Source organism: Paraburkholderia sp. LEh10 (assembly GCF_017814945.1).
In the GTDB taxonomy this organism is placed as follows: Bacteria; Pseudomonadota; Gammaproteobacteria; order Burkholderiales; family Burkholderiaceae; genus Paraburkholderia.
The window spans coordinates 1-22348 of the sequence record NZ_JAGIPX010000079.1 but is presented as its reverse complement, the minus strand read 5'-3'; the positions used below and the strand labels follow the sequence as shown (position 1 = coordinate 22348).

Genomic DNA, 22348 nt, shown 5'->3' with positions numbered 1-22348 from the left:
GGCCGCTTCAAGAATACAGATCCAGCAGGATACGGCGCCGGCGTCACGAGCGCCCGCCGCGTCGCCTCGGCATTTTTCGCTTGCCTGACGGGGGCAGGCGGAAAGCCGGGCGTGGCGTCCTGAATCAACCGCAGGACACAGGAGAAGACAACGTGGCACATCAGGGACAGGGCACGCTCCAGCGCGGCCTGAAGAATCGTCACATCCAGTTGATCGCGCTTGGCGGCGCGATCGGGACGGGGCTGTTTCTCGGCATCGCCCAAACCATCAAATCGGCGGGGCCATCGGTATTGCTCGGATACGCGATCGCCGGCATCGTCGCCTTTTTCATCATGCGGCAACTCGGCGAGATGGTGGTCGACGAGCCGGTCGCTGGCTCCTTCAGCTATTTCGCGGGCAAGTACTGCGGACAATACGCGGGCTTCCTGTCGGGCTGGAATTATTGGGTGCTGTACATACTCGTGTCGATGGCGGAGTTGTCGGCCGTCGGCATCTACATGCAGTACTGGTGGCCGAATCTGCCCACGTGGGTGTCAGCGCTCGTGTGCTTTTGCGTGATCAACGCGATCAACCTGACCAGCGTGAAGTCGTATGGCGAACTGGAGTTCTGGTTTTCGATCATCAAGGTCGCAGCCATTGTCGGCATGATCGGCTTCGGCGGTTATCTGCTGGTCTCGGGCCACGCCGGACCGGAAGCGGGCGTGTCCAATCTCTGGCGTCACGGCGGCTTCTTCCCGAATGGCGTCTCGGGACTCGTGATGGCGATGGCCGTCATCATGTTCTCATTCGGCGGACTCGAACTCGTCGGCATCACCGCCGCTGAGGCGGACGATCCATCGCGCACCATCCCGCGCGCGACCAACCAGGTGATCTACCGCATTCTCATCTTCTACGTCGGCGCACTCGGCGTGCTGCTGTCACTGTATCCGTGGGAAAAAGTGGTCACGGGAGGCAGCCCGTTCGTGCTGATTTTTCACGCGATGAACAGTAACTTCGTCGCCAACGTGCTCAATGCAGTGGTGCTCACGGCCGCGCTGTCGGTCTACAACAGCGGCGTGTACTGCAACAGCCGCATGCTCTATGGTCTCGCGGGGCAGGGCAATGCGCCGCGCGCGCTGCTCAAGGTTAATGCCCGTGGCATTCCCCTTGTCGCACTCGGTGTCTCCGCGCTCGCCACGGCCGCGTGCGTGGTCATCAACTACCTGATGCCCGGGAAGGCATTCGAGCTCCTCATGGGCCTCGTCGTGTCGGCGCTCATCATCAACTGGGCAATGATCAGCATCATTCATCTGCAATTCCGCCGTGCGAAAGCACGTGCCAGTCAGATGACGATGTTCCGCAGCTTCGGCTATCCGCTCACCAACTACCTGTGTCTCGCATTCCTGGGCGGCATTCTGGTGGTGATGTGCCTGATTCCGGATCTGCGCATGTCGGTCTATCTGATCCCGGTGTGGCTCGCCGTGCTGGGTGTGGGCTATCGCCTGCGCAACAGGCGCGCTGGCGCGTCGGTGCCCGTCGGCGTCCCGATGCGCTAGGCACGCAACGAGTCTCGGGGCGGCACCAGTGAGCCGTCCCGCCATCACATCTGCCTGATGCGAGCCGATCGGGCTCGCTCAATCTTCACTCTTTTACGGCCGCTCTGGCTTTCCCAGGAACTGTCATGTTCGAACACATCGATGCCTATCCCGGCGACCCGATCCTCACGCTGAACGAGAACTTCGCGAAGGACCCGCGCAATGACAAGGTCAATCTGAGCATCGGCATCTACTACGATGACGAGGGCCGTTTGCCCGTGATGCGTGCGGTGCGCGAGGCCGAAACGCAACTGCTCGCGGAGCTGGGCCCAAAGCCCTACCTGCCGATGGCGGGCTTCGCGCAGTACCGCGACGCCGTGCAGTCACTGGTGTTCGGCGACGACTCGCCGGCGCGTGCCGAGGGCCGCATCGCGACCGTGCAGACGCTGGGCGGCTCGGGTGCGCTCAAGGTTGGCGCGGATTTCATCAAGCGCTACTTCCCGGGCTCACAGGTCTGGGTGAGCGATCCGACGTGGGAAAACCACCGTTTCATTTTCGAGCGCGCCGGATTCGCCGTCAGCACCTATCCGTACTATGACGAGGCCAGCGGAGGCCTGAAATTCGAGGCGATGCTTTCGGCCATCGACGCGTTGCCCGCGCGCAGCGTCGTGCTGTTGCACGCGTGCTGTCACAATCCGACGGGTGTGGATCTGAGTGACGCCCAGTGGGTGCAGTTGATCGAGGTTCTCGGGAAACGCGACCTTCTCCCGTTCATCGACATGGCCTATCAGGGATTCGGCGCGGGCATCGACGCGGACGCATTCGCGATTCGCGAACTCGTGCGCCAGAACGTGCCGGCCTTCGTGGCCAACTCGTTCTCGAAGAACTTCTCGCTGTATGGCGAGCGCTGCGGCGGTCTGTCGGTGATCTGTGAGTCGCCGGATGTGGCCGCCCGGGTATTGGGTCAGCTGACGAGCGCGGTGCGCGCGAACTACAGCAACCCGCCGACGCATGGCGCGAAGATCGTCGCACGAGTGCTCACGACGCCGCAGTTGCGGCAATCGTGGGAAGACGAGCTTGCTTCGATGTGCCGGCGCATCATGCGAATGCGCGCAGGCATCCATGAATGCCTGCGCGGCAATGTGCCGGACACGATGCTCGCGCGATACCTCGAGCAGCGCGGCATGTTCACGTACACGGGGCTGTCGGCGGGGCAGGTTGACGTGCTGCGAGAGCGGCACGGGGTCTACCTGATCCGGTCCGGTCGCATGTGTGTCGCTGCCCTGAATGAGCGAAACATCGCGACCACTGCGAAGGCCATCGCGGAAGTCCTCTCATAGGCAATGGATTGACGCAAGCCTGAGGATATCGGGTGTGCGTGCCCGAACGAACGCGGCGCGCCGGGACTTCCAGAACGTATTCGACGTCGGCGCTGTCCGGCAGGCAGGCTATACCTGAACGGTTATGACTTTCGCGACGCGCCGCTCATGCGGCGCGAGCGATATCTTCCAGTCCAGGTTCCGGCGCGCTCCGGCACACTCAATCCTGGTTCGTAAAGACAGTCAGTACCCCCGTGTAGCCGTAAAGGTGACTCCTTGCAATCTCACCGCCCGCGAAAAAGCCCACCAGCGGTACCTCGCCCAGCACATCCCGCACGGTCTGCAATTCCGCATGCGGCGCGCCAAAATGGGGCCCGCCGCGTCCCGAGCAGCTGACATACAGGACACCCGACAGGTGGGCCGTCGTGCTGCTTTCCAGTTCCGCCCGTATCTCCGTCGCGATGCGCACCAGATCGCGCCTGGCAGCCTCGGGATTGCGCGTGCAAAACGCGAGATGCATGCCTGGCTCGACCCGGTCCGCGATTGCCAATATCCCGTGCCGGGGATCGACGCCGACCAGGTGGCGCACGACCGTATCCGCGCCGAACTTTCCGGGCCACGTCGGCACATCCTCGGCACCCGTGCTCAAGCCCACCAGGGTGGTCGACAGCGCATGGGACAACTCATCGTCGGAGAGATCCTCGCCGAGCCCACGATCCTGCAACACGCAATCGAGGGCGGGCTTGCCGTCCAGCGTGATCACGAGATTGCGTTCGGCCCGGGTGATCGTACGCACGGGACCGGCAGGCTGGCAGCCCTGCGTCACACGTGAGATCAGACCGACCTCGGGACCGAACAGCACGCCGGACAACCCGCCGCTGAACACGCCGTCCGCGAGGTGTAGCGGACGGTTGCGGGCCGAAGACAGGCCGCCGAAAAGATAGCCTGTGGTAGTGCGGGCACTCAGTTCCTGAAGCAGTTCCTGCAGGTCCGGCGTGGTGCCTTCCGCATGGACGAGCGCCGTATGGGCGACGAACTCGGACGATGCCGCAGGCAGAGGCTGCAGGCCTGAGAACAGCCGGAACGATTCCCGTGGCAGCGGCGCGAGCATCAGCGCCAGCGCCGGTTCATCAATGTATTCGACCCCGCTGGCGGCCACGCCGACGCCGATCGTGCCGACCCAGGCGACGCCGGGGTAAGCACGGTGCAGTTCGTCGAGGATCACCTCGGACTCGGTTGCGTAGTAGTCGCTCAGGTAACACCAGCCGAGTGTGAACGTCGTGGATACGCGTTGCTCAGTCGCACTGGCCGCCATCCGGGTTTGAAGTTGCCGCTGGCACTCGGCGAGCGCCACCCGCCAATCGGCGTGAGCAGCATGAGCATGGATAAACGAAGGGCGGTTCATGGTACCAACCTGTCGGAGACAGCAATAGTCCGGGAGAGCTGGAACATGAACAACACCCGGGTGAATCATGTTCCGGCGTGGCGAGACGAACGCGAGCGCATGGATGGGCGGCCAATCAGGCGGCATGTGCCATCCCGGCTACGCAGACATGTCGTGTCCGCCAAAGGGCAGTGCACATCGACCTGAGCGTCATCTGCAGGGTAGAGCGGTCACCCAACCGACCATCAAATGACCGTAAGCGCTTCGGTGCATTCGACTGGCTTTTCAAAGATAGTCCAATGATCGCCTCTCGGGGCCGTTGATTTTGACGCAACGTGCCGGCGCGGCCGGCTGTCGGCGTCTTGCTGGTTTCAGAGTCGACTCCTTTATGAACAGACGAAACGGGACGCTTGCTGTTTCGGCATGTGCTAGCCGTGCTTGCATTGCGCGAGCGCTCTTTCTTCAGGGTTGGTCCGCCGAGAGGACGCCGTCACCTCGCCCGGCCCATTGCAACAACCCGTCGCCACCGAGACTCGCAAACCTTCGGATCTTCCGCGCGGCACCACGCGCGCGATGCGTCGTCAGCCACGCGCACGAGACGCCTGGCTTTGAGCCGATTCTCAGACACTGCGGGCCGCGTTCCAACCTTGAACGCGGCCGGGTGCTGCACTACTTTTTGAAAAGCAACGCGAACCGATGGACTCACGCACCGGAGAAACCAGGCGGCCGACCGATATCGACCCGATTTCGCCGGGACGCACAAGGCCGTGTGCGGCCCGGGCGTGCGGCTGGCAATGGGGCTTGAGCGCTGCCAGGTCGACGGTGAGCGCCCATCAGAGCATAGCGATCGAGCTTCGGACGCAGCGCGGGAGGCTACGCCTCCGATGCCTCCCGCTCGTTTGCCGATCGCGCGCTTCACCGGGTTCTCGTCGGCGGCAGAGGTCGCAGGGGTGACAGCGCTCGCGTCGTGCATCTGCGGATTCACGACCGTCAGACTTCAGGACCTCGATCAGGACACGCTCCGATCAGCAGTTCGCCGGCCGGGGTCGGCCGGCAGGCTGTATCGCTGCGCGCCGGCATCAGTTCAATGATGGGGATAGGCAATGAGCAAGAGCCAGTGGACCTATGAAGAAGTAACGACCGCCGTCGAAGAGGAAATCAAGCTCCAACTCAGGGAAGCTGAACTGACGATGTCAGAGGTAACGCGCAACACATATCGTCATTACGCCTTCGGCGCTTATCTCGCATGGGAGGCGGTCACGCGCACATGTTTGACGGAACGGCGATTCGCCGACGCGAGGCGCCTTGGCGACGTGGTCGGGTTCCCAGATTCCGAACGGCCATGACGGGTCCGGCGAACGCTTCGAAATGCTCGCGTTGAATGAGGGCGACGGACGGCGGCAGCCGGCTTAGTCCATACGATGGTCGCCGCTACCGCCTGCAAGCCGCGCCCGCTGCCGATACCCGGATTCTGTCCGGCAGCTTGCGGACAAAGGGTTACGCGTTTGCCGCCAATCGCTGCGAACCCCGGTAGTCGCCAAGCAACCGCTCCTTTTTTTTCGCTGCTGCCTGGACATTGCGCTCTTTCACATGGCCAAAGCCGCGGATGTCGTCAGGCAGGCTGGCGAGCTGTAGCGCCACGGGAAGGCGTTCGAGATCGAGTGTCGCGCAAAACTCATCGACGAGCGCGATGTACTCGGCAATCAGTTGACGCTCGCCGCGCCGCTCGGCGGTTTTGCCGAATACGTCCAGCGCGGTGCCGCGCAGGCGCTTCATGCGCGCGAGCACGCGGAAGACGGGCAGCATCCACGGACCGAAGCGCTTCTTCTGCAGATGCCCGTGTTCGTCGCGCTTCGCGAGCAGCGGCGGCGCGAGATAAAAGCTCAGCTTGTAATCGCGTCCCGGCTCGCCGTCGAATTGCTGACGCAGTTTGTCCAGATAAGCGGGATCGGCATAGAGGCGCGCGACTTCGTACTCGTCTTTGTACGTCATGAGCTTGGCGAGATTCACGGCAACCGCTTTTGTGAGCGGCAGAGATTTGCCCGAGAGTTGTGATTCCTTCGCGCGGATGCGTTCGATCACTTGCCGATAGCGCTGCGCATACGCTTCGTTCTGATACGCCGTCAACAAAGCCTCGCGCGTTGCGATGAGCTTATCGAGCGATTCGGGCATTTGCATCACGATCGCCTGCTGCGCGGCAGCGGGGCGGAGTAGCGCCTGAACAGCCGCCTCTCCATGATGCGCGATATATCGGCCCCAGTTGAACGCCTGCTGATTCTTCTCGACGGAAACGCCGTTGAGTTCGATTGCGCGTTGCAGGCTCGGCAGTTGCAGCGGCAGCCAGCCTTTCTGCCATGAAAAGCCAAGCAGCAGCGGATTGCTATAGATCGTGTCGCCGAGCAGCGTCAGCGCGAGCGCATTGGCGTCGATGAACGCACATCCTTCGCCGAGACTGTCGCGCAACCCAGCTTCCGTCTGCGTGCCCGGGAAAGTCCACTTCGGGTTCTTGACGAATTCGGCGGTCGGCGTCGCGCCGCTGTTGATCGCGGCAACCGTCACACCCCGTTGCGTGCGAGACAGCACATCGTTCGACGCCGACACGATCGCATCGCAACCGATCACGAGGCGCGCCTCCCCCGTCGCAATGCGCGTCGCGTGCAGCGCATCCGGCGCGGACGCGACCTGCACGTGGCTGAGCACGGCGCCGCCTTTTTGCGCGAGGCCCGCCATGTCGAGCACGGTGACGCCCTTGCGCTCGATATGCGCAGCCATGCCAATCAGGCCGCCAATCGTCACCACACCCGTGCCGCCGACGCCCGTCACAAGAATGCCGTATGGCCGTGCGAGCGCGGGCAGCGATGGCATCGGCAGCGCATCGAAATCGCCTTTGCCAGCGCTGCCGCCGCTGCCTGCGGCCTTGGGCTTGCGAAGCTGCGCGCCTTCCGCTGTGACGAAGCTCGGGCAAAAGCCCTTGACGCACGAGAAGTCCTTGTTGCACGACGACTGGTTGATCTTGCGCTTCGTGCCGAGGGGCGTATCGAGCGGCTCGACGGACAGACAATTCGATTGCACCGAGCAGTCGCCGCAACCTTCGCAAACGGCGTCGTTGATGAACGCGCGGCGCGCCGGATCGGGATACGCACCGCGTTTGCGCCGCCGGCGCTTCTCCGTCGCGCAAGTCTGGTCGTAGATCAGCACGGTTGTGCCCGGCATGTCGCGCAGCGTGCGCTGAACGGAGTCGAGCTGATCGCGATGATGGACATCGACGCCCGCCGGCAACACGATGCCCGAGTGATACTTCTGCGGCTCGTCGGTGACGATGACGATGCGCTTCGCGCCCTCGGCATGGACCTGATGCGCGATTTGCGGCACGGTCAGCACGCCGTCGACCGGCTGGCCGCCCGTCATCGCGACGGCATCGTTGTACAGAATCTTGTAGGTGACGTTCGCGTTTGCCGCAATCGCCGCGCGAATCGCGAGCAGGCCGGAGTGGAAGTAGGTGCCGTCGCCGAGATTCACGAACACATGCTTATCGCCGGAGAAGTGCATCTGCCCGAGCCACGCGACGCCTTCGCCGCCCATCTGGCTGAAGGTTTCCGTCTTGCGATCCATCCACATCGACATGTAGTGGCAACCGATGCCCGCCAGCGCGCGCGAGCCTTCCGGCACGTTCGTCGACGTGTTGTGCGGACAGCCCGAGCAGAACCACGGCTTGCGTTCGACGGACACGCGCGGCTTCGCCGCTTCGCGCTCTTTCGCTTCGATGATCGCGACGCGCGCGAGCATCCGTGCCTGCACGTCGGCGGGCAAATCCGCGCGCGCGAGGCGTCGTGCGATCGCCTTCGCGATCAACGCGGGCGACAGTTCGTAATGCGCGGGCAACAGCCAGTCGCCGCGCGGCACCGACCATTCGCCGCCTTCGTTGTCGCGCTCGTTGAACTTGCCGTAGATCTTCGGGCGCACGTCTTCGCGCCAGTTGTACAGCTCTTCCTTCAGCGCGTATTCGAGAATCTGGCGCTTTTCTTCGACGACGAGAATCTCTTCGAGACCTGTCGCGAATGAGCGCGCGTCCTGCGCATCGAGCGGCCATACACAGCCCACCTTGAGCACACGCAGACCGATCTTCGCGCACGTGTCGTCGTCGAGGCCGAGGTCGCTGAGCGCCTGGCGCACGTCGAGATACGCCTTGCCCGCGGTGATAATGCCGAAGCGCGGCGTCGGCGAATCGATCACGACGCGGTTCAACCTGTTTGCGCGGACGTACGCGAGCGCCGCATACCATTTCTCGTCGAGCAGCCGAGCTTCCTGCGCGAGCGGCGCATCCGGCCAGCGGATGTTGAGGCCGCCCGCCGGCATCGCGTAGTCGGTCGGCGTGACGATCTCGACGCGATCCGGATCGAGATCGATCGACGCCGTGGATTCGATCACGTCCGTCACGCACTTCATTGCGACCCATAGCCCGGAGTAACGGCTCATCGCCCAGCCGTGCAGCCCGTAGTCCAGATATTCCTGCACGTTCGCCGGATAGAGCACGGGAATGCCCGCCGCGATCAACGCGTGCTCCGACTGATGCGCAACCGACGACGACTTCGCCGCATGGTCGTCGCCCGCCAGCACGAGCACGCCGCCGCGCGCATCGCTGCCGGCGGAGTTCGCGTGCTTGAACACGTCGCCCGTACGGTCGACGCCGGGTCCTTTGCCGTACCACATGCCGAATACGCCGTCGCGCGTCGCACCCGGCCACAGATTGATCTGCTGTGTGCCCCAAACGGCAGTCGCGGCCAGATCTTCATTGACGCCAGGCTGGAAAACGATGTCGTTGGCGTGCAGATGCTTTTTCGCCTTCCACAACGACTGATCGAGCGCTCCCAGCGGTGAACCCCGATAGCCGGAAATGAAGCCGGCCGTATTCAAGCCGGCCTTGCGGTCGCGCGCTTTCTGCAGCATCGGCAGACGCACCAGCGCCTGCGTGCCGCTGATATACACGCGCCCCTTTTCGAGCGTGTACTTGTCGTCCAGTGATACGGGCGCGGCAGGCGTATCGGCCGCCAGATCTGATGCGACGGCTAGGTCGGGTGCGTTCATGACAGGGCTGTCTCCGGGGAATCGGGATTTTTCAGCCGAGTATAGAAAGCCGATTTGATATCGTAAAATCACAAATAGGCAATTCTGGTATTCGAAAATCAGATGGCATTCGATCTCACACTGCGGCAATTGCGGTACTTCGTGGCGGCCGCGCAGACGGGCCAGTTCTCGATGGCGGCGGCCAACGAGCATGTGTCGCAATCGGCGATCACCAACGCCGTGCTCGCGCTCGAAAGCGGTCTCGGCACGCGTCTTTTCGAGCGCCTGCCGCAGGGCGTCGCGCTCACGCCGGACGGCCAGGATTTCTACAACCACGCGCGGCGCGTGCTCGACGCGGCGCGCGACGCCGTGCACAAGCCGCCGTTCCGCTCGCACGACATGCGTGGGACCGCGCGCATCGCGGCTTCGTATACGGTGCTGGGTTATTTCCTGCCCGAATTGCTGGCTCGATTTCGGGCGACGTATCCGCTTATCGAATTCGATCTGCGCGATATGGAGCGTCCGGATATCGAACGGGCGGTGCTCGATGGCGACGTTGAGATCGGCGTGGTGCTGCTGTCGAATGTCGAGAAGCTCAGCCGGTTCGGCAGCCAGGTGCTGATCCGCTCGCGGCGGCAACTATGGGTCGCGCCGTCGCATCCTCTCGCGCAGGTGGACGCGCCGTCGCTGAAAGACATCGCGGCGCATCCATACATCCTGATCACGGTCGACGAGGGCGAACAGTCGACAATGCGCTACTGGAAAAAGAAGGGCATCGCGCCGAACATCGCGTTTCGCACCGGTTCGATGGAAGCGTTGCGCGGGCTGGTTGCGCACGGTTTCGGCGTGTCCGTGCTGTCGGACATGGTGTTCCGGCCGTGGTCGCTCGAAGGCAAGCGAATCGACGCGCGGCCGATTCTCGACGCCGTCCCGCAGATGGACGCAGGCATGATCTGGTCGAAGGCCGCGCCACCGAGTGGACCCGCTGCTGCGCTACAACAGTTTCTGATCCACGCATGCGGCACCTGAGCACGACCCGCCGCTCAGTGTGAAATGCTTTCCAGTGATCGCCCGAGGGTTCGCGGTCCTATCAGGCCAATCGTGACGATGACCAGCATCATCGCACCCGCGATGAACGCAAATACCCCTGTCAACGCCGAAGTCCTTGAGCATGAAGGCAATCACGAACGAGCTGAAGACAGCTGAAAGAGGGCTCCACGAATACACGAACCCGACAGCGCGCGAATCGCCGTTGGATAGCGTTCCTGCTGATACGTGTGATATGTGAAGGAGATGATGTTGCCGGCCAGCGTCAGCAAGACGCCGAGTCCCACGATCGCTGCCGCGGACGCTGCCTGACTGAACAGAAGGCCGCTGACGATGTTCAGCGCGGCCATGACAACGATCACGTCTTTGCGCTCGAACCGGTCTGCGATTCAGTAACCGATCAGCGGTCCGAGCGGCGCGGCAAGACCGATGACCGTCGTATATAGCAGGCTCGATGTCACCGTGATGCCCTGTTTGACGAGCAGCGTCGGCACCCAGTTTGCAAAGCCATAGAACCCGACTGTCTGGAAGATAGGGAAGACGATCAGCATGATCGTGCGCTTGCGTTACGGCACGGGCACCGCGCAACTGACGACGGTGCCCCCGAAAGCGTTGCCCCTGGCAGAGCGGGGCGTCGGGCCGTCACATGGTCTGCATGCAACAACCCGACAATACGGCCCAGAACAGAGGGCCATGCTTCTCTCGCTTCCCGCCGTGTGATTACGGCGTAACCGAGCATCCCGACACGCAGGTGTTGTTCGAGTACTGCGCCGATCTCACGCCCCAGTTCTTGCCGATGATGGTTTTGCTCGGGATATTAGCGCCACGGAAACCCTGTGCATTGCTCTTGCCCGACACCGTGTTGTTGCGCACGATGTTAGTTGAGTAATCAGCGTTAGCCGCAACACCGCCCGTCAGCATCACCGACGATGACATGAGGGGTGCGCCATAACCATACACCGCGTTGATCGTGTTGTACTCGATCACGTTGTTGCCGGTCGCCTGACTGGTGTTGTCGTTCTCGATACCGACCGCGCAATCGGTCACCGTGTTGTGGCCGATGTAGCCATTGGTGTGAGCAACGAGCACGGGACCATAGTAGCCGCAGCTTGCAAACGTGTTGTAGATGATCTTGTCACCACTGCCGCCATTGGGCGAGCCATAGGTCTGGAACATCGACTGGCCGAAGAACTGCTTGAAGCTGTTGCCAGCCAGGAGGAAGTTGCTGACAGGACCCTTCGTTTCAACCGGAATATCCCAATGCCGCGTGTCATTGTCGTAGTACTGCGGGGCCACCGTATTTGCACCCACGAAATTGCACTCGACGATACTGTCATTCGTATAGGCATTCGTACCGTTGCCGATCAGGAACATATTGTAGTTGTACCCCGTGGTCCGCTTGAGGATGGTCCCCTGACACTGGATGTGACGATTGCTCACGCGCACATTGACCGTACCATTGATCACGCACGTGCCGGCAGGAACCAGCACGTCGCCCGCATTGACTGCCTTCTGGAACGCGGCCGTGTCATCCGTTACGCCATTGCATCTCGCGCCATAGGTGATCGGGTTGACCGGGTTGACGAGCGCGGGCGGCGTGTACTTGGCAGACGCCGCAGCCGTGGGGGCGGCCGACTTGACATAGCACGACTTCAAATAGCCGGATGCGGGGTCTGCCATCGCGCTGTTGTCACACGGCACACTGCCGCTGTAGGTGCCGTTCACCGCGTACATTGCCGACGGAGAATTCGGAGGCCATGCGCCATAGAGTACGTTTTGCGTGCCAGAGAAACTGCAGGTGCCATGCTCGTCGGCACACTTCGTCCACGTGACACCGTTGACGGTAACGGTAGACGGATTGGTCCCAGCGTACACCGACGGTACGAAAGCGAGAGAGAATACAAAAAATAAGAAGTACTTAATTTGTCTCATTCCATTGTTCCTAAAAGTTAGATATGAATATTGCTAGTACTGACAAGGGTGAACCTGATGAACGCGTGACCGCATCCATTGCTGATCAAGTGACTTGTCAATATCTGTCGGCGGACGGCGCCCCCAGATATGCACGTGCGCGTTCCTCTGCCAGTCAGCTTGCCAGATCTGTGGAGCCGCTACAGTCAACACGCCAATTAGTAGTACAAATTGGTGTGCGTACAAATACCTCCTCGAGAACGTCCTATTAGCGAGCAAAACCTTGGATTGCACCACCAGGTTGCAGTGCGGGATGACGAAACTTTCCCGCATGCCTTCGACTGCGACACGTATCGATCGACCTTCACCAAGCGTCGATGACTGATGGCTCGTCTCTCATGCGTGCGGCAAAAAGCCGACGAATAAGATTGAGAATGCCGGCGACCCAAACGCCTGGCGCCTTGTAAGACTTACGCCAGACAACCGGCAAGATAAGACAATCAAGTTCTAAATTCGACCCTTTAAAGGCCTACTAAAAGATAGATTATCCTTGCTTCTATTCAGCATTTGATGCTCGGCGCCACGTCTGCAAAACCGTTATTTCCGAGCGATTGGCTCAAAGCGTCGCAAGCACATGGGCGCCAAGCCTTGATGCGCAATAGGCAATGTGCTGAGGATTACCTGAGTCGCCCGTTAAACTGTCGGCTCACAGGCAACAATATAATGCCGCAATAATTGCGGCATTTCTGACGCTTACGGTATAATTTGCAGATGTCCTGCAGGTCAAAGTATATGCGTTTTCACGCTTGTATTGCAGCCCGGAATCTTGCGGATAAGGACTAACCCGAACCTCATCGGGTCATCTAGCCAAGAATCACCTATTTGACCGGGAAAAATAAGATATGCGTCCGCCATTTAACGCTAAATCAGCGAAATGTTTTTTAACAACACCGGATCATTGCTTGACAACCTTATAATGGCATGCGCGTTCGTTATCGACGCGCTAAGCGAGAAGCATGCCGGACACTGTCAGTTTTTTTGGCCGTCAATGTTGTGAAAAATCGAACAGCAGGTCTCCGCTAAGAAACAAGAAGGACGCGCACCCGAGATATTTTGGACTCGACAATTATTTGGTCGCGATTGACCGTGAAAATCTTCAATAATCCGAATCAATAAAAGCGTCCGGAGAGCGGTTTCATTCAGTGGGATGCCTTCGTTGAAATCCGATACGAAGTCTTTTCAGTAGTAGAAAATGTCCAAATCTGCTCCGCTCATTCAACGACGAGAATCCAGCAAACGCCGCTAGTCGGCACGCAGTGCGGATTTATCAAGAAGGTGCCGCGCGTCGCTGCCACATAGCGCAGGCACATCTCATCCTCGTCCAGCGTGAGGCGTCCATCCACCTTTTCGAAACCGAAATCATTGACGACCTCACGCGCTTCCATTCGAGTCTCTTCGCGCGATGCACGGTCGGGACCACATAATCAGCGCTGGTCTCCGCCGTGATACGTTGTGCCAGCGCCTACGCCGTGCCGCATTCGTCGATGATTTGCGCGCCCGGTAGCAGGTCATGGCCGACCGCGCTGCGATCGAAGGACTGCGCGTCTTTCCACGCCCGGAACGCGCGCCTGCCGGCCAGTAACACATCAGCGCCGTCGGCAAGCGCTTCGATTTCGGCGGGACTCGTCCTTATCGCTGGCCCGTGACCCGCGTCCGTACCTGCGGCCAGTTGCCAGATCGCAGTTGCGTTCTTCCGGCGCCAGACCGTGTCGACGGGCGATGAGATGGCAGGGTCCTCAACGATGGAGCCAATCATGTCCTGGCCGCGAATGGTGCGCGCTCGCCAAGCAGACCTGGGATGCGACTTGCAAGCGCGGCAAACGTCGGGCCGAAATGGAACGACTCTGGGAGCGCACGCTCGTGCTCGTTGAGCGCGGTCATGGCATTGAGGGCACCGCTGTGTCGCGCGCCCAGGCCGTATCGTGCAGTCAGATCGTGCGGTAGCTCGGGCGGAAGGCCGAGCCGCGCGCGAAGGGACGGCGACGCTCAGGCGCAGGCAACTGAATGCATCGTGCGGGCACTGACGTGCTGCGGAAATCGCGAGCGTGCGTGCTCGGCGATCTCCCGGTTGAAGGCGAGGTAGCTGCCCGATTGCCAGAGAGTCGATTTGCCATCAGCCTGAGTGCCGATGTCTTGCCCGCCCCGGCGCAGGCCTTGATTTTCAGGTCGCCGCCGCGGATGACAGCATCAACGACGGCATCCTGTTCGACGGTAGCCTTGAACGAGCGGGATTTATGAAACGAGGCGGGTAGGGTGCAGGAGGCGGCCGCGCATCTGAAGATAGCTTGGCGTGGCCAAGTCTCAGCCGGGGCGCCGCTCCGAACTTGCAAAGGTTCTGGAGGATGTCATGGAGCACTAGTGTCGCGAGTTAGAAGTTCGTTGAATCAATTTCCTGTTGTCTACGGAATGACGAAGTGCTCATTAAAGAGCCGCTCGGATTCGCGCAATCCTTCTTCGGTAAGGATCACGGACTTCGTCTTGTTGACAGGATCTTCGATGAAGCCTCGCTCGTAGAGCCGGTTCAGTACATCCCAGTCAAATCCCTTCCATGCGCGGTATCCGTCGTGCAGGGTCAGGCAGACTTGAGCCGACACTCGGTCACCGCCTGAATGACCTTGAACCGGTCCACCTCGCGCATCGTCATCGTGATCGTCCCAGTCGCGTTCATCGCCGGCGCTCCCTGATGGCTGTCCGGCGCTCAAACTACCCGGAACACGACATTTCTATTTAGCGGAAACCCGACATTTCTATTTGGGACCTACAATGAAAATGTTGATAAATTACCTTATGTCAAATTCAATTAAGTTATCCTCAATTAATGAGCTTCCGGTACAGGCCGTTCTTACTCCACCTTCCAACCTTGGACTCTAGTTCGTGTTCAGCACGACCAGATGGGTGCGACTGTGGTCTTCCAGCACGACAGCCAGCAGGCCATTCATCGCGCCGCGGCAGCTCGTAATGAGTTGCAACACATCATTGCAGCCGCGCTAGTCCTCGACTGCGCGCTCGATGGCTTCGACCTGCCCCTTGATGCGGCGCACGCGATTGAGCAGCGTCTGCTTCTCGCGAATTGTATGGCTCACGGGAAACTCGAAGTGGTATCGCCCACCTGATGGGTAACCATCTTCCGGATGCCTTACACATGATGTCCGCGATGGTCACGGGATTCGCCGGATATGGCGTCAGTCTCGTGCTTTTTGTGATTGCGCTTCGCAATCTCGGCACTGCACGGACGGGCGCGTATTTTTCCGTTGCCCCACTGTTTGGTGTCGCGCTATCACTGGCGCTATGGCCGGAGATGCCCTCCCTCCTCTTCTGGTGTGCCGCCGCACTGATGGGCATTGGCGTCTGGCTGCACCTGCGGGAGCGCCACGAACACCCGCACAGGCACGAGCGGCTGGAGCACACGCACCGGCATCGCCACGACGAGCACCACCAGCACGAACATGATTTCGAATGGGATGGGACAGAGCCGCATACCCATCCACACACACATGCCCATCACGCACACCCACGCGCATTTCCCCGACATTTCATCACCGCCACTCGCATTGATCGCCTGTCGACGGCTGACTATTCTTAGTCTGAATACAGACGTTGCATTGCCGTTGAAAGTCGTTGCCGTGAGAAGGATTCGCACGTTATGGGTCGTGGCCGCCATCGCAATCTTCCTTGGCGTCTGTGTTTATGCGTTCTTCTGGCTTCCGTACCTGAGCAGTGACTGACGGCGCCTGCACAGTCGAAATGTGCCGATCCGTCCGCGCTCGCGAATAACGACCACGCTGCGCTGAATGCCTGACAGGACCTGATCGTTACGCCCGCCTGCCCTCTGAAACCCGTACTGATACCCCATCGGGATCGATGGCTATGTGGCACCTGCGCAAACTGTTCGACGGCGTGAAGCTCCAACGCCCGGGCGGCCACCCGCCACATGACGTGCTCGCCAGCCGCAACGCTGGCGCTGGCGCTGGCCGCCGAGATGCCGACGGCGGACCAGTTCGCGCGCCAGTCGCGAGTTTGGTGCATCAGCGAGAATCGCGAGTGCGGGCTCGCTCGTCCCCCCCTGATGGACTTCGGCAGGGTCGCGACGAAGGGCGCGCACAGATACGCTGCGAGCACCGACTCCGGCCCAGTCCGCGAGCCCGGTCAGGATGGTACTGCCTGCGTGCTGCCGTTGACCTTCGGCCTGATCACATCGACGCCATGCGCCTTGAGCAAGGTGCGGCCCTTTGCACTCAGCATGAATTCGAGGAACCGGGTCGCGACAGACGAATTCACCGTGTAATGCAGTTCGGGCGCTGGACGCACGCCGGGGATCTTCAGCGGGCTCGCGCTGATAAACACGTCACCGCGCCGCAGCTTACCGCCAATCCCGTTGGCGATCTTGGAGGCTCGAGCGCACAAAGTTCACTTGTAGATTGAGATACATCAGTGTAACGTACTCTACATGGAAACTATCATCACCTGGTCGCTCCTCGTCCTGACATTGCCCACGGAAAACGCCACAGCCCGCATGCGCTTCTGGCGCACGTTGAAGGCGAAGGGTTGTGCCGTGCTGCGCGATGGCATCTACCTGCTGCCTCATACGGAAGAACGCGAACAGATGCTGCGCGAACTGGCGGTCGCCATCGCGGACAGCGGTGGTACCGCGCATCTGCTGCGCGCGCCGAGCCTCGATGCCGCGCAAGACAAGGAATTCCGGTCGCTTTTCGACCGTAGCGACGATCACGCCGAGTTCATGCGCGCGCTGAACGAGGCACGCAAGACAGTGTCGGGCCAGTCGGCGGCCGAGCTGACAAAGCTGCTCCGGAAGCTGCGCAAGGACTACGAAACCATCGTCGCGATCGACTACTTTCCGGGCGACGCTGCGACACGCGCCGAAGCCGCATGGCAGGACTTCATCGGTCTGGTCGACACGGTGCTGTCCCCCGGTGAACCACATTCGGCCGAAAAGCCGATCCGAAGCCTCTCAACCAGTGACTATCAGGGGCGCACCTGGGCTACGCGGCAGCACATGTGGGTTGATCGCGTTGCAAGCGCGTGGCTCATCCGGCGCTTCATCGATCGCGATGCGCGGTTCATCTGGCTCACATCGCCCAGTGCCTGTCCAGCCAACGCACTCGGTTTTGACTTCGACGGCGCCGCCTTCACCCATGTCGGTGAACGCGTGACGTTCGAGGTACTGATTGCGAGTTTCGGTCTCGACAAGGACGCTGCGCTGCTTCGGCTGGGCGAGATGGTCCATGCGCTCGATGTCGGCGGCACCCCGGTTCCCGAAGCCATCGGGTTCGAAGCCGTGATGGCAGGCGCCAGGGAGCGCGCGGCAAACGATGATCAGTTGCTCGACGAGATGGGCCGTGTGCTGGATTCGCTCTACACGCACTTTGTATCGACAACAAAAAACCGGGACGAGAGGAAGCGGCCGTGAACAGCACTACTACAGCGACGGCGCCGGGCTACACGCTCGGTCAACTGGTTCTGTACATGCTGCGGCTTGGCACGTTCGGGTTCGGCGGACCTGTGGCGCTCGTCGGCTATATGCATCGCGATCTGGTCGAACAGCGCAAGTGGATCAGCGAGGATGATTACCGTGAGGGCCTCGCGCTCGCGCAGATGATGCCCGGCCCCCTTGCCGCACAGCTCGGCATCTATCTCGGTCATGTGCACTACCACATCATTGGCGCGACGCTGGCCGGGATCGCGTTCGTCCTCCCTTCGTTCCTGATGGTAGTCGCACTCGGCTGGGCGTACGCGCACTTTGGCGGACTGTCGTGGATGCAGGCGGTGTTCTATGGAGTCGGCGCTGCGGTGGTCGGGATCATCGCGATGAGCGCCTACAAGCTGACGACGAAGACCGTCGGCGAGAACCGGTTGCTGTGGGCCATCTACCTGACGCTCGCCATTGTGACGGTGGTTACCGAGTCTGAGATTGCGTGGCTCTTCATCGCGGGCGGGCTTGTCAACTGGTTCGTCGTTGCGCCACCGAAATGGCTCAGCAAGGGCGGACTGAATGCAGCCGCAGCGACCCAGTTGCCGGCCGCGAGCGGCGTGCTCAGCAGTCTTGACTGGCCTCTGCTCGGCCAGATCGGGCTGTTCTTCACGAAGGCCGGCGCCTTTGTGTTCGGCTCGGGACTGGCGATCGTGCCGTTCCTGTACGGCGGGGTGGTCACCGAGCATCACTGGCTCAATGAAAAGCAGTTCGTCGATGCAGTGGCCGTCGCAATGATTACGCCGGGCCCCGTCGTGATCACGGTTGGCTTTATCGGCTATCTGGTGGCGGGTCTTGCGGGCGCCTGTGTGGCGGCGCTCGGCACCTTCCTGCCCTGTTACCTCTTCACGGTGCTGCCCGCGCCGTACTTCAAGAAGTACGGCAAGCTGCCCGCCGTCAAGGCCTTTGTCGATGGCATCACCGCCGCGGCCGTCGGCGCCATTACCGGCTCGGTGATCGTGATTGCGCGCCGCTCGATCATCGACTGGCCGACCGTTCTGCTTGCACTCGCAACCTTGCTGCTGCTGTGGCGCTTCAAAAAGCTGCAGGAGCCGGTCATCGTTATCGCCGCCGCGCTCATCGGTCTTGCTGTGTACCCGCTCATCCATTCGCACGCCATGTAACTGGTTGCGCGTGCGCGTACCCCTGCGAGGACAACACTCATGGCAACACGTCGTACCTTTCTGCACAACACGGCTGCCGTCGGCGCCGGCGTTCTTCTCGCACAGGCGCGAACCGCCCACGCGGCAGAGGAGCCGGGCTACGTCGACAAACTGACCGACTCCGACGGCAAATACGTGGCTGGCCCACTGCCCTTTGCCTACGATGCGCTCGAACCCGCGATCGATGCCCGTACGGTCGAACTGCACTACAACTTTCACCACAAGCCCGCGGTAGCCGCGGCCAACAAGGCGGAAGAGGCACTCGCCAAGGCCCGGGACTCGAATGACTTTGCGCTCGTGAAGTTCTACGAGAAAGAGCTTGCCTTCCAGCTCTCCAGTCACATCCTGCATACGGTTTACTGGACGAGCATCTCCGGCAAGGGAGGAGAACCCAAAGGCGAGTTCGCAAAGGCCATCGACCGGAACTTCGGCAGCTATATGAAGTTCAAGGGCCAGCTGATCGCAGCAACCGTCGCTATTGAGGCGTCGGGCTGGGGCGTGGTCGGCTATCACCCCGCGACGGGCAAGCTGATGATTCTCCAGTGTGAGAACCACCAGAAACTCACGGCGTGGGGCATCCAGCCGATCCTGATTCTCGACGTGTTTGAACACGCCTACTACCTGAAATACCAGAACCGTCGCAACGACTACGTCAACCAGCTTTTCAGCATCATCAACTGGGACAACGCGGCGCAACGACTTCAGGCTGAGATGCCGGCGCGGAGATCGGCATGACATGCGGTCTCCGTGCATCTGGCGGTCTGCCGGCTGTCGGGTAGTCGACGGAGGACTGATGCGATGTCTGACGCACCCGGCACTACTTGCCACAGTCCACACGAGCGGCGCGCAATGGGTTGCGCCCACCCGGATCGCGCTGGGTGTGCTGCTGCTTGCTCCGGTTGACGCAGACATCCGGCAGCTGTTGGTCGTCCATCCGGCTGATCCCTCCGCGCGGTTTCTCACAACGGCCGTCTTCGGGATGTGCCTTCGCACGCTGGAGATCTTCTCGGGGTTCAGTTTCGTGGTGGGATTCGGTACCCGGCTGGCCGGCTATCCGGCTTTTGTGCTGTTCGCTGTACGGGCGCTGGCCAATTGCGCAGGGTCCTTCAGCTGGCTGCGGGATGCCCTGAGCGGTGTGATCGTGCCCCATGGTGACTGGGGCTACGGCCTCATGTATCTGGGTATCGCACTGCTGCTCGGTGAACTGCTGGGCGCCGGCAGCGGCTGCTGGTCCGTCGATCATTGGCTCGCACGGAAACTTCAGGCGGGCGACAGGGGCGATTCGGGACGCTGATGGATAGCAGAGACCATCTGGCACCCGCTGTAAGGAGAAACTCATGAACTGCGAAATGAAACCATTGAGCTGCGATCCCGCCCGGCTTGCAGGCCTGTCGGAGAAGCTGATCGTCAGTCACTACGAGAACAACTACGGCGGCGCCATCAAACGCCTGAACGCCATTACCGAAAAGCTTGGAGAAATCGACGTGGGCACAGCACCGGTCTTTGTGCTCAACGGACTCAAGCGAGAAGAGCTGATTGCGGCCAATTCGATGATTCTGCATGAAATCTATTTCGACTCGCTGGGCGCCAGCGACCCGGTAAGCGGAGCGCTTGAAACAGCGCTTGTGCGGGATTTTGGCAGCGTTGAGCGCTGGCACGCCGAATTTTCCGCGATGGGCAAGGCGCTGGTTGGCGGCTCCGGATGGGTCCTGCTGAGCTGGTCGCCGCGGCTCGGCAAGCTGATCAACCAGTGGGCGTCCGATCACGCGCATACGCTGGCCGATGGCGAAGCCATTCTGGCGCTCGACATGTACGAGCACTCGTACCACATCGACTTTGGCGCAAAGGCGGGCGCCTATGTTGACGCGTTCATGCAGAACGTGAACTGGCGGAAGGTGAAGGCGCGATTCGAGGCTCTGATTCTCTGAGCATCCGGGATTGCGCGTTTGCCGCACGGACAGGGAGGACACCATGCTGAAGCGCAACGGGCGAGGTGCGATCGCCATGCTGGTCATTGCTTGCGCGCTTGCCGTGACGGGATGCAAGGAGCGGCCCCGCGAAAAGTCGGGTGGCGAAACCATCGCGCTCTCACAGGTGCCCGCCCCGGTCAAGGCGACCATTGACCAGCAGGCACAGGGCCGAGCAGTCAGCGAGATCGAGAAGCGCGCGGCAAACGGCACGACGCAATACGCCGTCACTTTCGGTTCTGGCGACCAGAAGCAGGAGATGATTCTCGACGAGACTGGCAAGGGGGTCGCCACCGATGACAGCGAGGAAGACGACGATTAACTGAGCAGGATATTACGACCTGTCTTTGATGGAGGAGCATCATCATGAAATGGATCACGCGCGAACGTCCCAAGATCGATCGCATTGCCTGCCCGTGGCTGATCGCCCGTTTCATCGACAGGGAGCCCGAGTTCCTGTACGTCCCTCGTGATGACGTGACGCGGCTTGCGCAGGAAACAGGGGCCATTCCGTTTGATATACCGGGCGTCGAGCTCGGTCACAAGGGTGAACTCTGCAGCTTCGATGCATTCCTGCAGAAATATCAACTGGATGAACCTGCACTGCTCAGACTTGCCCGCATCGTTCGTGGCGCCGACACCGGCCGGCTCAATCTTGCGCCTGAGGCGACGGGTCTTTACGCGATTTCGATCGGTCTGTCGCACAACTTCGGTGACGATCACGAGCAGTTGCGACACGGCATGATCGTCTATGACGCACTGTATGCCTGGTGCAAAAGCAATGAGCACGCGTGAGGAAGGCCGCACCGCTTCATTGACAACCCGGATTTCGCGTTGGGTATTGCCGGCCGGCGTCGATAGCGCAGCACGGCTGCTGCTGGTCAGCCGCGGACTGCGCGGCTTCTGTGACGGGTTTATCGCGGTACTGCTGCCTGCGTATCTGCTCGCACTCGGGTTCGGACAGATCGACGTCGGCCTGATCAGCACCACGACGCTGGTCGGCTCCGCCGTGGCAACGATCGCCGTCGGTACGCTTGCGAATCGCTTCGCGGCACGCCGGATGTTCGTGTTTGCCGCCGCATTGATGATCGCCACCGGACTCGGCTTTTGCGGGTTATCGTCGCTGCTGCCGATCCTCGTCGTGGCCTTCGTGGGGACGCTCAACCCGAGCTCCGGCGACGTCAGTCTCTTTCTTCCCCTCGAGCAATCACGCCTCGCCGAGATGGCGGCCGGCGACGCGCGAACAGCATTATTCGCCCGCTACAGCCTGATCGGCGCCGTGTCGGCAGCGCTTGGTTCGCTCGCAGCCGGCCTGCCCGCGTGGCTCGTGGCGCATACCGGCATGGCGGAACTCTGAGATTGACCCGCGAAAACGGACACCTATCCTTTTGATCAGGAGGTGTCGAAATGGGCAGACATCGTACCCCATAC

18 protein-coding genes and 4 pseudogenes are annotated in these 22348 nt (G+C 61.1%); 13 read left to right on the top strand and 9 right to left on the bottom strand.

Annotated features, from left to right (window positions below):
* The first annotated feature begins 152 nt into the window (after positions 1-152).
* Together J8I87_RS37680 and J8I87_RS37675 are read left to right on the top strand one after the other, a co-directional pair.
* Positions 153-1535 carry an amino acid permease gene (locus J8I87_RS37680; protein ID WP_209937448.1) on the top strand — a complete coding sequence of 461 codons (1383 nt, stop codon included), beginning with the start codon at positions 153-155 and terminating at the stop codon, positions 1533-1535.
* Positions 1536-1660: 125 nt separating this feature from the next.
* Entirely contained in the window at positions 1661-2854 is a 1194-nt protein-coding gene (locus J8I87_RS37675) for an amino acid aminotransferase (protein WP_209937447.1), read from the top strand.
* Positions 2855-3053: 199 nt separating this feature from the next.
* Here the strand turns inward: J8I87_RS37675 and J8I87_RS37670 are convergent, their stop codons facing one another.
* Positions 3054-4238: an FIST N-terminal domain-containing protein gene (locus tag J8I87_RS37670; protein ID WP_209937446.1), complete on the bottom strand. Its 1185-nt coding sequence runs from the start codon at positions 4236-4238 to the stop codon at positions 3054-3056.
* Positions 4239-5320: 1082 nt separating this feature from the next.
* Here J8I87_RS37670 and J8I87_RS37665 point away from each other — a divergent pair.
* Entirely contained in the window at positions 5321-5563 is a 243-nt protein-coding gene (locus J8I87_RS37665) for a hypothetical protein (RefSeq protein ID WP_209937445.1), read from the top strand.
* Positions 5564-5714: 151 nt separating this feature from the next.
* Here the strand turns inward: J8I87_RS37665 and J8I87_RS37660 are convergent, their stop codons facing one another.
* The gene (locus tag J8I87_RS37660) at positions 5715-9302 is read right to left on the bottom strand and encodes an indolepyruvate ferredoxin oxidoreductase family protein (protein WP_209937443.1); all 3588 of its coding nucleotides are present in this window, start codon (positions 9300-9302) and stop codon (positions 5715-5717) included.
* Positions 9303-9404: 102 nt separating this feature from the next.
* On the opposite strand from J8I87_RS37660, the gene J8I87_RS37655 reads away from it, so the two are divergent.
* Positions 9405-10310 carry a LysR family transcriptional regulator gene (locus tag J8I87_RS37655; protein WP_209937442.1) on the top strand — a complete coding sequence of 302 codons (906 nt, stop codon included), beginning with the start codon at positions 9405-9407 and terminating at the stop codon, positions 10308-10310.
* A 14-nt stretch (positions 10311-10324) separates the two neighbouring features.
* Here the strand turns inward: J8I87_RS37655 and J8I87_RS37650 are convergent.
* The 6 genes and pseudogenes from J8I87_RS37650 to J8I87_RS37630 all read right to left on the bottom strand — a co-directional run.
* Positions 10325-10894 (bottom strand): annotated as a pseudogene (locus tag J8I87_RS37650) (MFS transporter); the annotation flags it as partial.
* A 154-nt stretch (positions 10895-11048) separates the two neighbouring features.
* Positions 11049-12260 (bottom strand): hypothetical protein, encoded by a 1212-nt coding sequence (locus J8I87_RS37645; protein ID WP_209937441.1) that lies wholly within the window; start codon positions 12258-12260, stop codon positions 11049-11051.
* Between the two features lie 1250 nt (positions 12261-13510).
* Positions 13511-13684 carry a hypothetical protein gene (locus J8I87_RS45260; RefSeq protein ID WP_245254444.1) on the bottom strand — a complete coding sequence of 58 codons (174 nt, stop codon included), beginning with the start codon at positions 13682-13684 and terminating at the stop codon, positions 13511-13513.
* A gap of 77 nt (positions 13685-13761) precedes the next feature.
* Positions 13762-14055 (bottom strand): hypothetical protein, encoded by a 294-nt coding sequence (locus J8I87_RS45255; protein ID WP_245254443.1) that lies wholly within the window; start codon positions 14053-14055, stop codon positions 13762-13764.
* A gap of 643 nt (positions 14056-14698) precedes the next feature.
* Positions 14699-14893, bottom strand: a complete 195-nt coding sequence (locus J8I87_RS37635; protein WP_209937440.1) for a DUF6429 family protein — start codon at positions 14891-14893, stop codon at positions 14699-14701.
* Between the two features lie 273 nt (positions 14894-15166).
* Positions 15167-15382: pseudogene (locus J8I87_RS37630) on the bottom strand (metal/formaldehyde-sensitive transcriptional repressor).
* 68 nt (positions 15383-15450) lie between these two features.
* On the opposite strand from J8I87_RS37630, the pseudogene J8I87_RS37625 reads away from it, so the two are divergent.
* Positions 15451-15854: pseudogene (locus J8I87_RS37625) on the top strand (EamA family transporter); the annotation flags it as partial.
* Positions 15855-16445: 591 nt separating this feature from the next.
* On the opposite strand, the gene J8I87_RS37620 reads toward J8I87_RS37625, so the two are convergent.
* Positions 16446-16643, bottom strand: coding sequence for a hypothetical protein (locus tag J8I87_RS37620; RefSeq protein WP_209937439.1), 198 nt, complete (start codon positions 16641-16643; stop codon positions 16446-16448).
* A gap of 103 nt (positions 16644-16746) precedes the next feature.
* Between J8I87_RS37620 and J8I87_RS37615 the strand changes: the two genes are divergently transcribed.
* The 8 genes and pseudogenes from J8I87_RS37615 to J8I87_RS37580 all read left to right on the top strand — a co-directional run.
* The gene (locus J8I87_RS37615) at positions 16747-17727 is read left to right on the top strand and encodes a chromate resistance protein ChrB domain-containing protein (RefSeq protein ID WP_209937438.1); all 981 of its coding nucleotides are present in this window, start codon (positions 16747-16749) and stop codon (positions 17725-17727) included.
* The gene (locus tag J8I87_RS37610) at positions 17724-18911 is read left to right on the top strand and encodes a chromate transporter (protein ID WP_313068073.1); all 1188 of its coding nucleotides are present in this window, start codon (positions 17724-17726) and stop codon (positions 18909-18911) included. Before J8I87_RS37615 ends, J8I87_RS37610 begins: the two co-directional genes overlap by 4 nt.
* A gap of 39 nt (positions 18912-18950) precedes the next feature.
* Positions 18951-19685, top strand: a complete 735-nt coding sequence (locus tag J8I87_RS37605) for a superoxide dismutase (RefSeq protein WP_209937437.1) — start codon at positions 18951-18953, stop codon at positions 19683-19685.
* A gap of 58 nt (positions 19686-19743) precedes the next feature.
* Positions 19744-20244 (top strand): hypothetical protein, encoded by a 501-nt coding sequence (locus tag J8I87_RS37600; RefSeq protein ID WP_209937435.1) that lies wholly within the window; start codon positions 19744-19746, stop codon positions 20242-20244.
* A 43-nt stretch (positions 20245-20287) separates the two neighbouring features.
* Complete coding sequence (locus J8I87_RS37595) at positions 20288-20878, top strand: superoxide dismutase (RefSeq protein ID WP_209937434.1); 591 nt, start codon at positions 20288-20290, stop codon at positions 20876-20878.
* A 43-nt stretch (positions 20879-20921) separates the two neighbouring features.
* Positions 20922-21239: a hypothetical protein gene (locus tag J8I87_RS37590; protein ID WP_209937433.1), complete on the top strand. Its 318-nt coding sequence runs from the start codon at positions 20922-20924 to the stop codon at positions 21237-21239.
* Between the two features lie 44 nt (positions 21240-21283).
* Positions 21284-21712 carry a chromate resistance protein ChrB domain-containing protein gene (locus tag J8I87_RS37585; RefSeq protein WP_209937432.1) on the top strand — a complete coding sequence of 143 codons (429 nt, stop codon included), beginning with the start codon at positions 21284-21286 and terminating at the stop codon, positions 21710-21712.
* Positions 21699-22262: pseudogene (locus tag J8I87_RS37580) on the top strand (MFS transporter); the annotation flags it as partial. The gene J8I87_RS37585 and the pseudogene J8I87_RS37580, both read left to right, overlap by 14 nt.
* Positions 22263-22348: the final 86 nt, after the last annotated feature.

Excerpts from the sequence above, each read along its gene's own strand:
- J8I87_RS37675 (WP_209937447.1), top strand. The coding sequence starts at position 1,661 with ATGTTCGAACACATCGATGCCTATCCCGGCGACCCGATCCTCACGCTG.
- J8I87_RS37670 (WP_209937446.1), bottom strand. The coding sequence starts at position 4,238 with ATGAACCGCCCTTCGTTTATCCATGCTCATGCTGCTCACGCCGATTGG.
- J8I87_RS37665 (WP_209937445.1), top strand. The coding sequence starts at position 5,321 with ATGAGCAAGAGCCAGTGGACCTATGAAGAAGTAACGACCGCCGTCGAA.
- J8I87_RS37660 (WP_209937443.1), bottom strand. The coding sequence starts at position 9,302 with ATGAACGCACCCGACCTAGCCGTCGCATCAGATCTGGCGGCCGATACG.
- J8I87_RS37655 (WP_209937442.1), top strand. The coding sequence starts at position 9,405 with ATGGCATTCGATCTCACACTGCGGCAATTGCGGTACTTCGTGGCGGCC.
- J8I87_RS37645 (WP_209937441.1), bottom strand. The coding sequence starts at position 12,260 with ATGAGACAAATTAAGTACTTCTTATTTTTTGTATTCTCTCTCGCTTTC.
- J8I87_RS45260 (WP_245254444.1), bottom strand. The coding sequence starts at position 13,684 with ATGGAAGCGCGTGAGGTCGTCAATGATTTCGGTTTCGAAAAGGTGGAT.
- J8I87_RS45255 (WP_245254443.1), bottom strand. The coding sequence starts at position 14,055 with ATGATTGGCTCCATCGTTGAGGACCCTGCCATCTCATCGCCCGTCGAC.
- J8I87_RS37615 (WP_209937438.1), top strand. The coding sequence starts at position 16,747 with ATGGAAACTATCATCACCTGGTCGCTCCTCGTCCTGACATTGCCCACG.
- J8I87_RS37605 (WP_209937437.1), top strand. The coding sequence starts at position 18,951 with ATGGCAACACGTCGTACCTTTCTGCACAACACGGCTGCCGTCGGCGCC.
- J8I87_RS37600 (WP_209937435.1), top strand. The coding sequence starts at position 19,744 with ATGCGATGTCTGACGCACCCGGCACTACTTGCCACAGTCCACACGAGC.
- J8I87_RS37595 (WP_209937434.1), top strand. The coding sequence starts at position 20,288 with ATGAACTGCGAAATGAAACCATTGAGCTGCGATCCCGCCCGGCTTGCA.
- J8I87_RS37590 (WP_209937433.1), top strand. The coding sequence starts at position 20,922 with ATGCTGAAGCGCAACGGGCGAGGTGCGATCGCCATGCTGGTCATTGCT.
- J8I87_RS37585 (WP_209937432.1), top strand. The coding sequence starts at position 21,284 with ATGAAATGGATCACGCGCGAACGTCCCAAGATCGATCGCATTGCCTGC.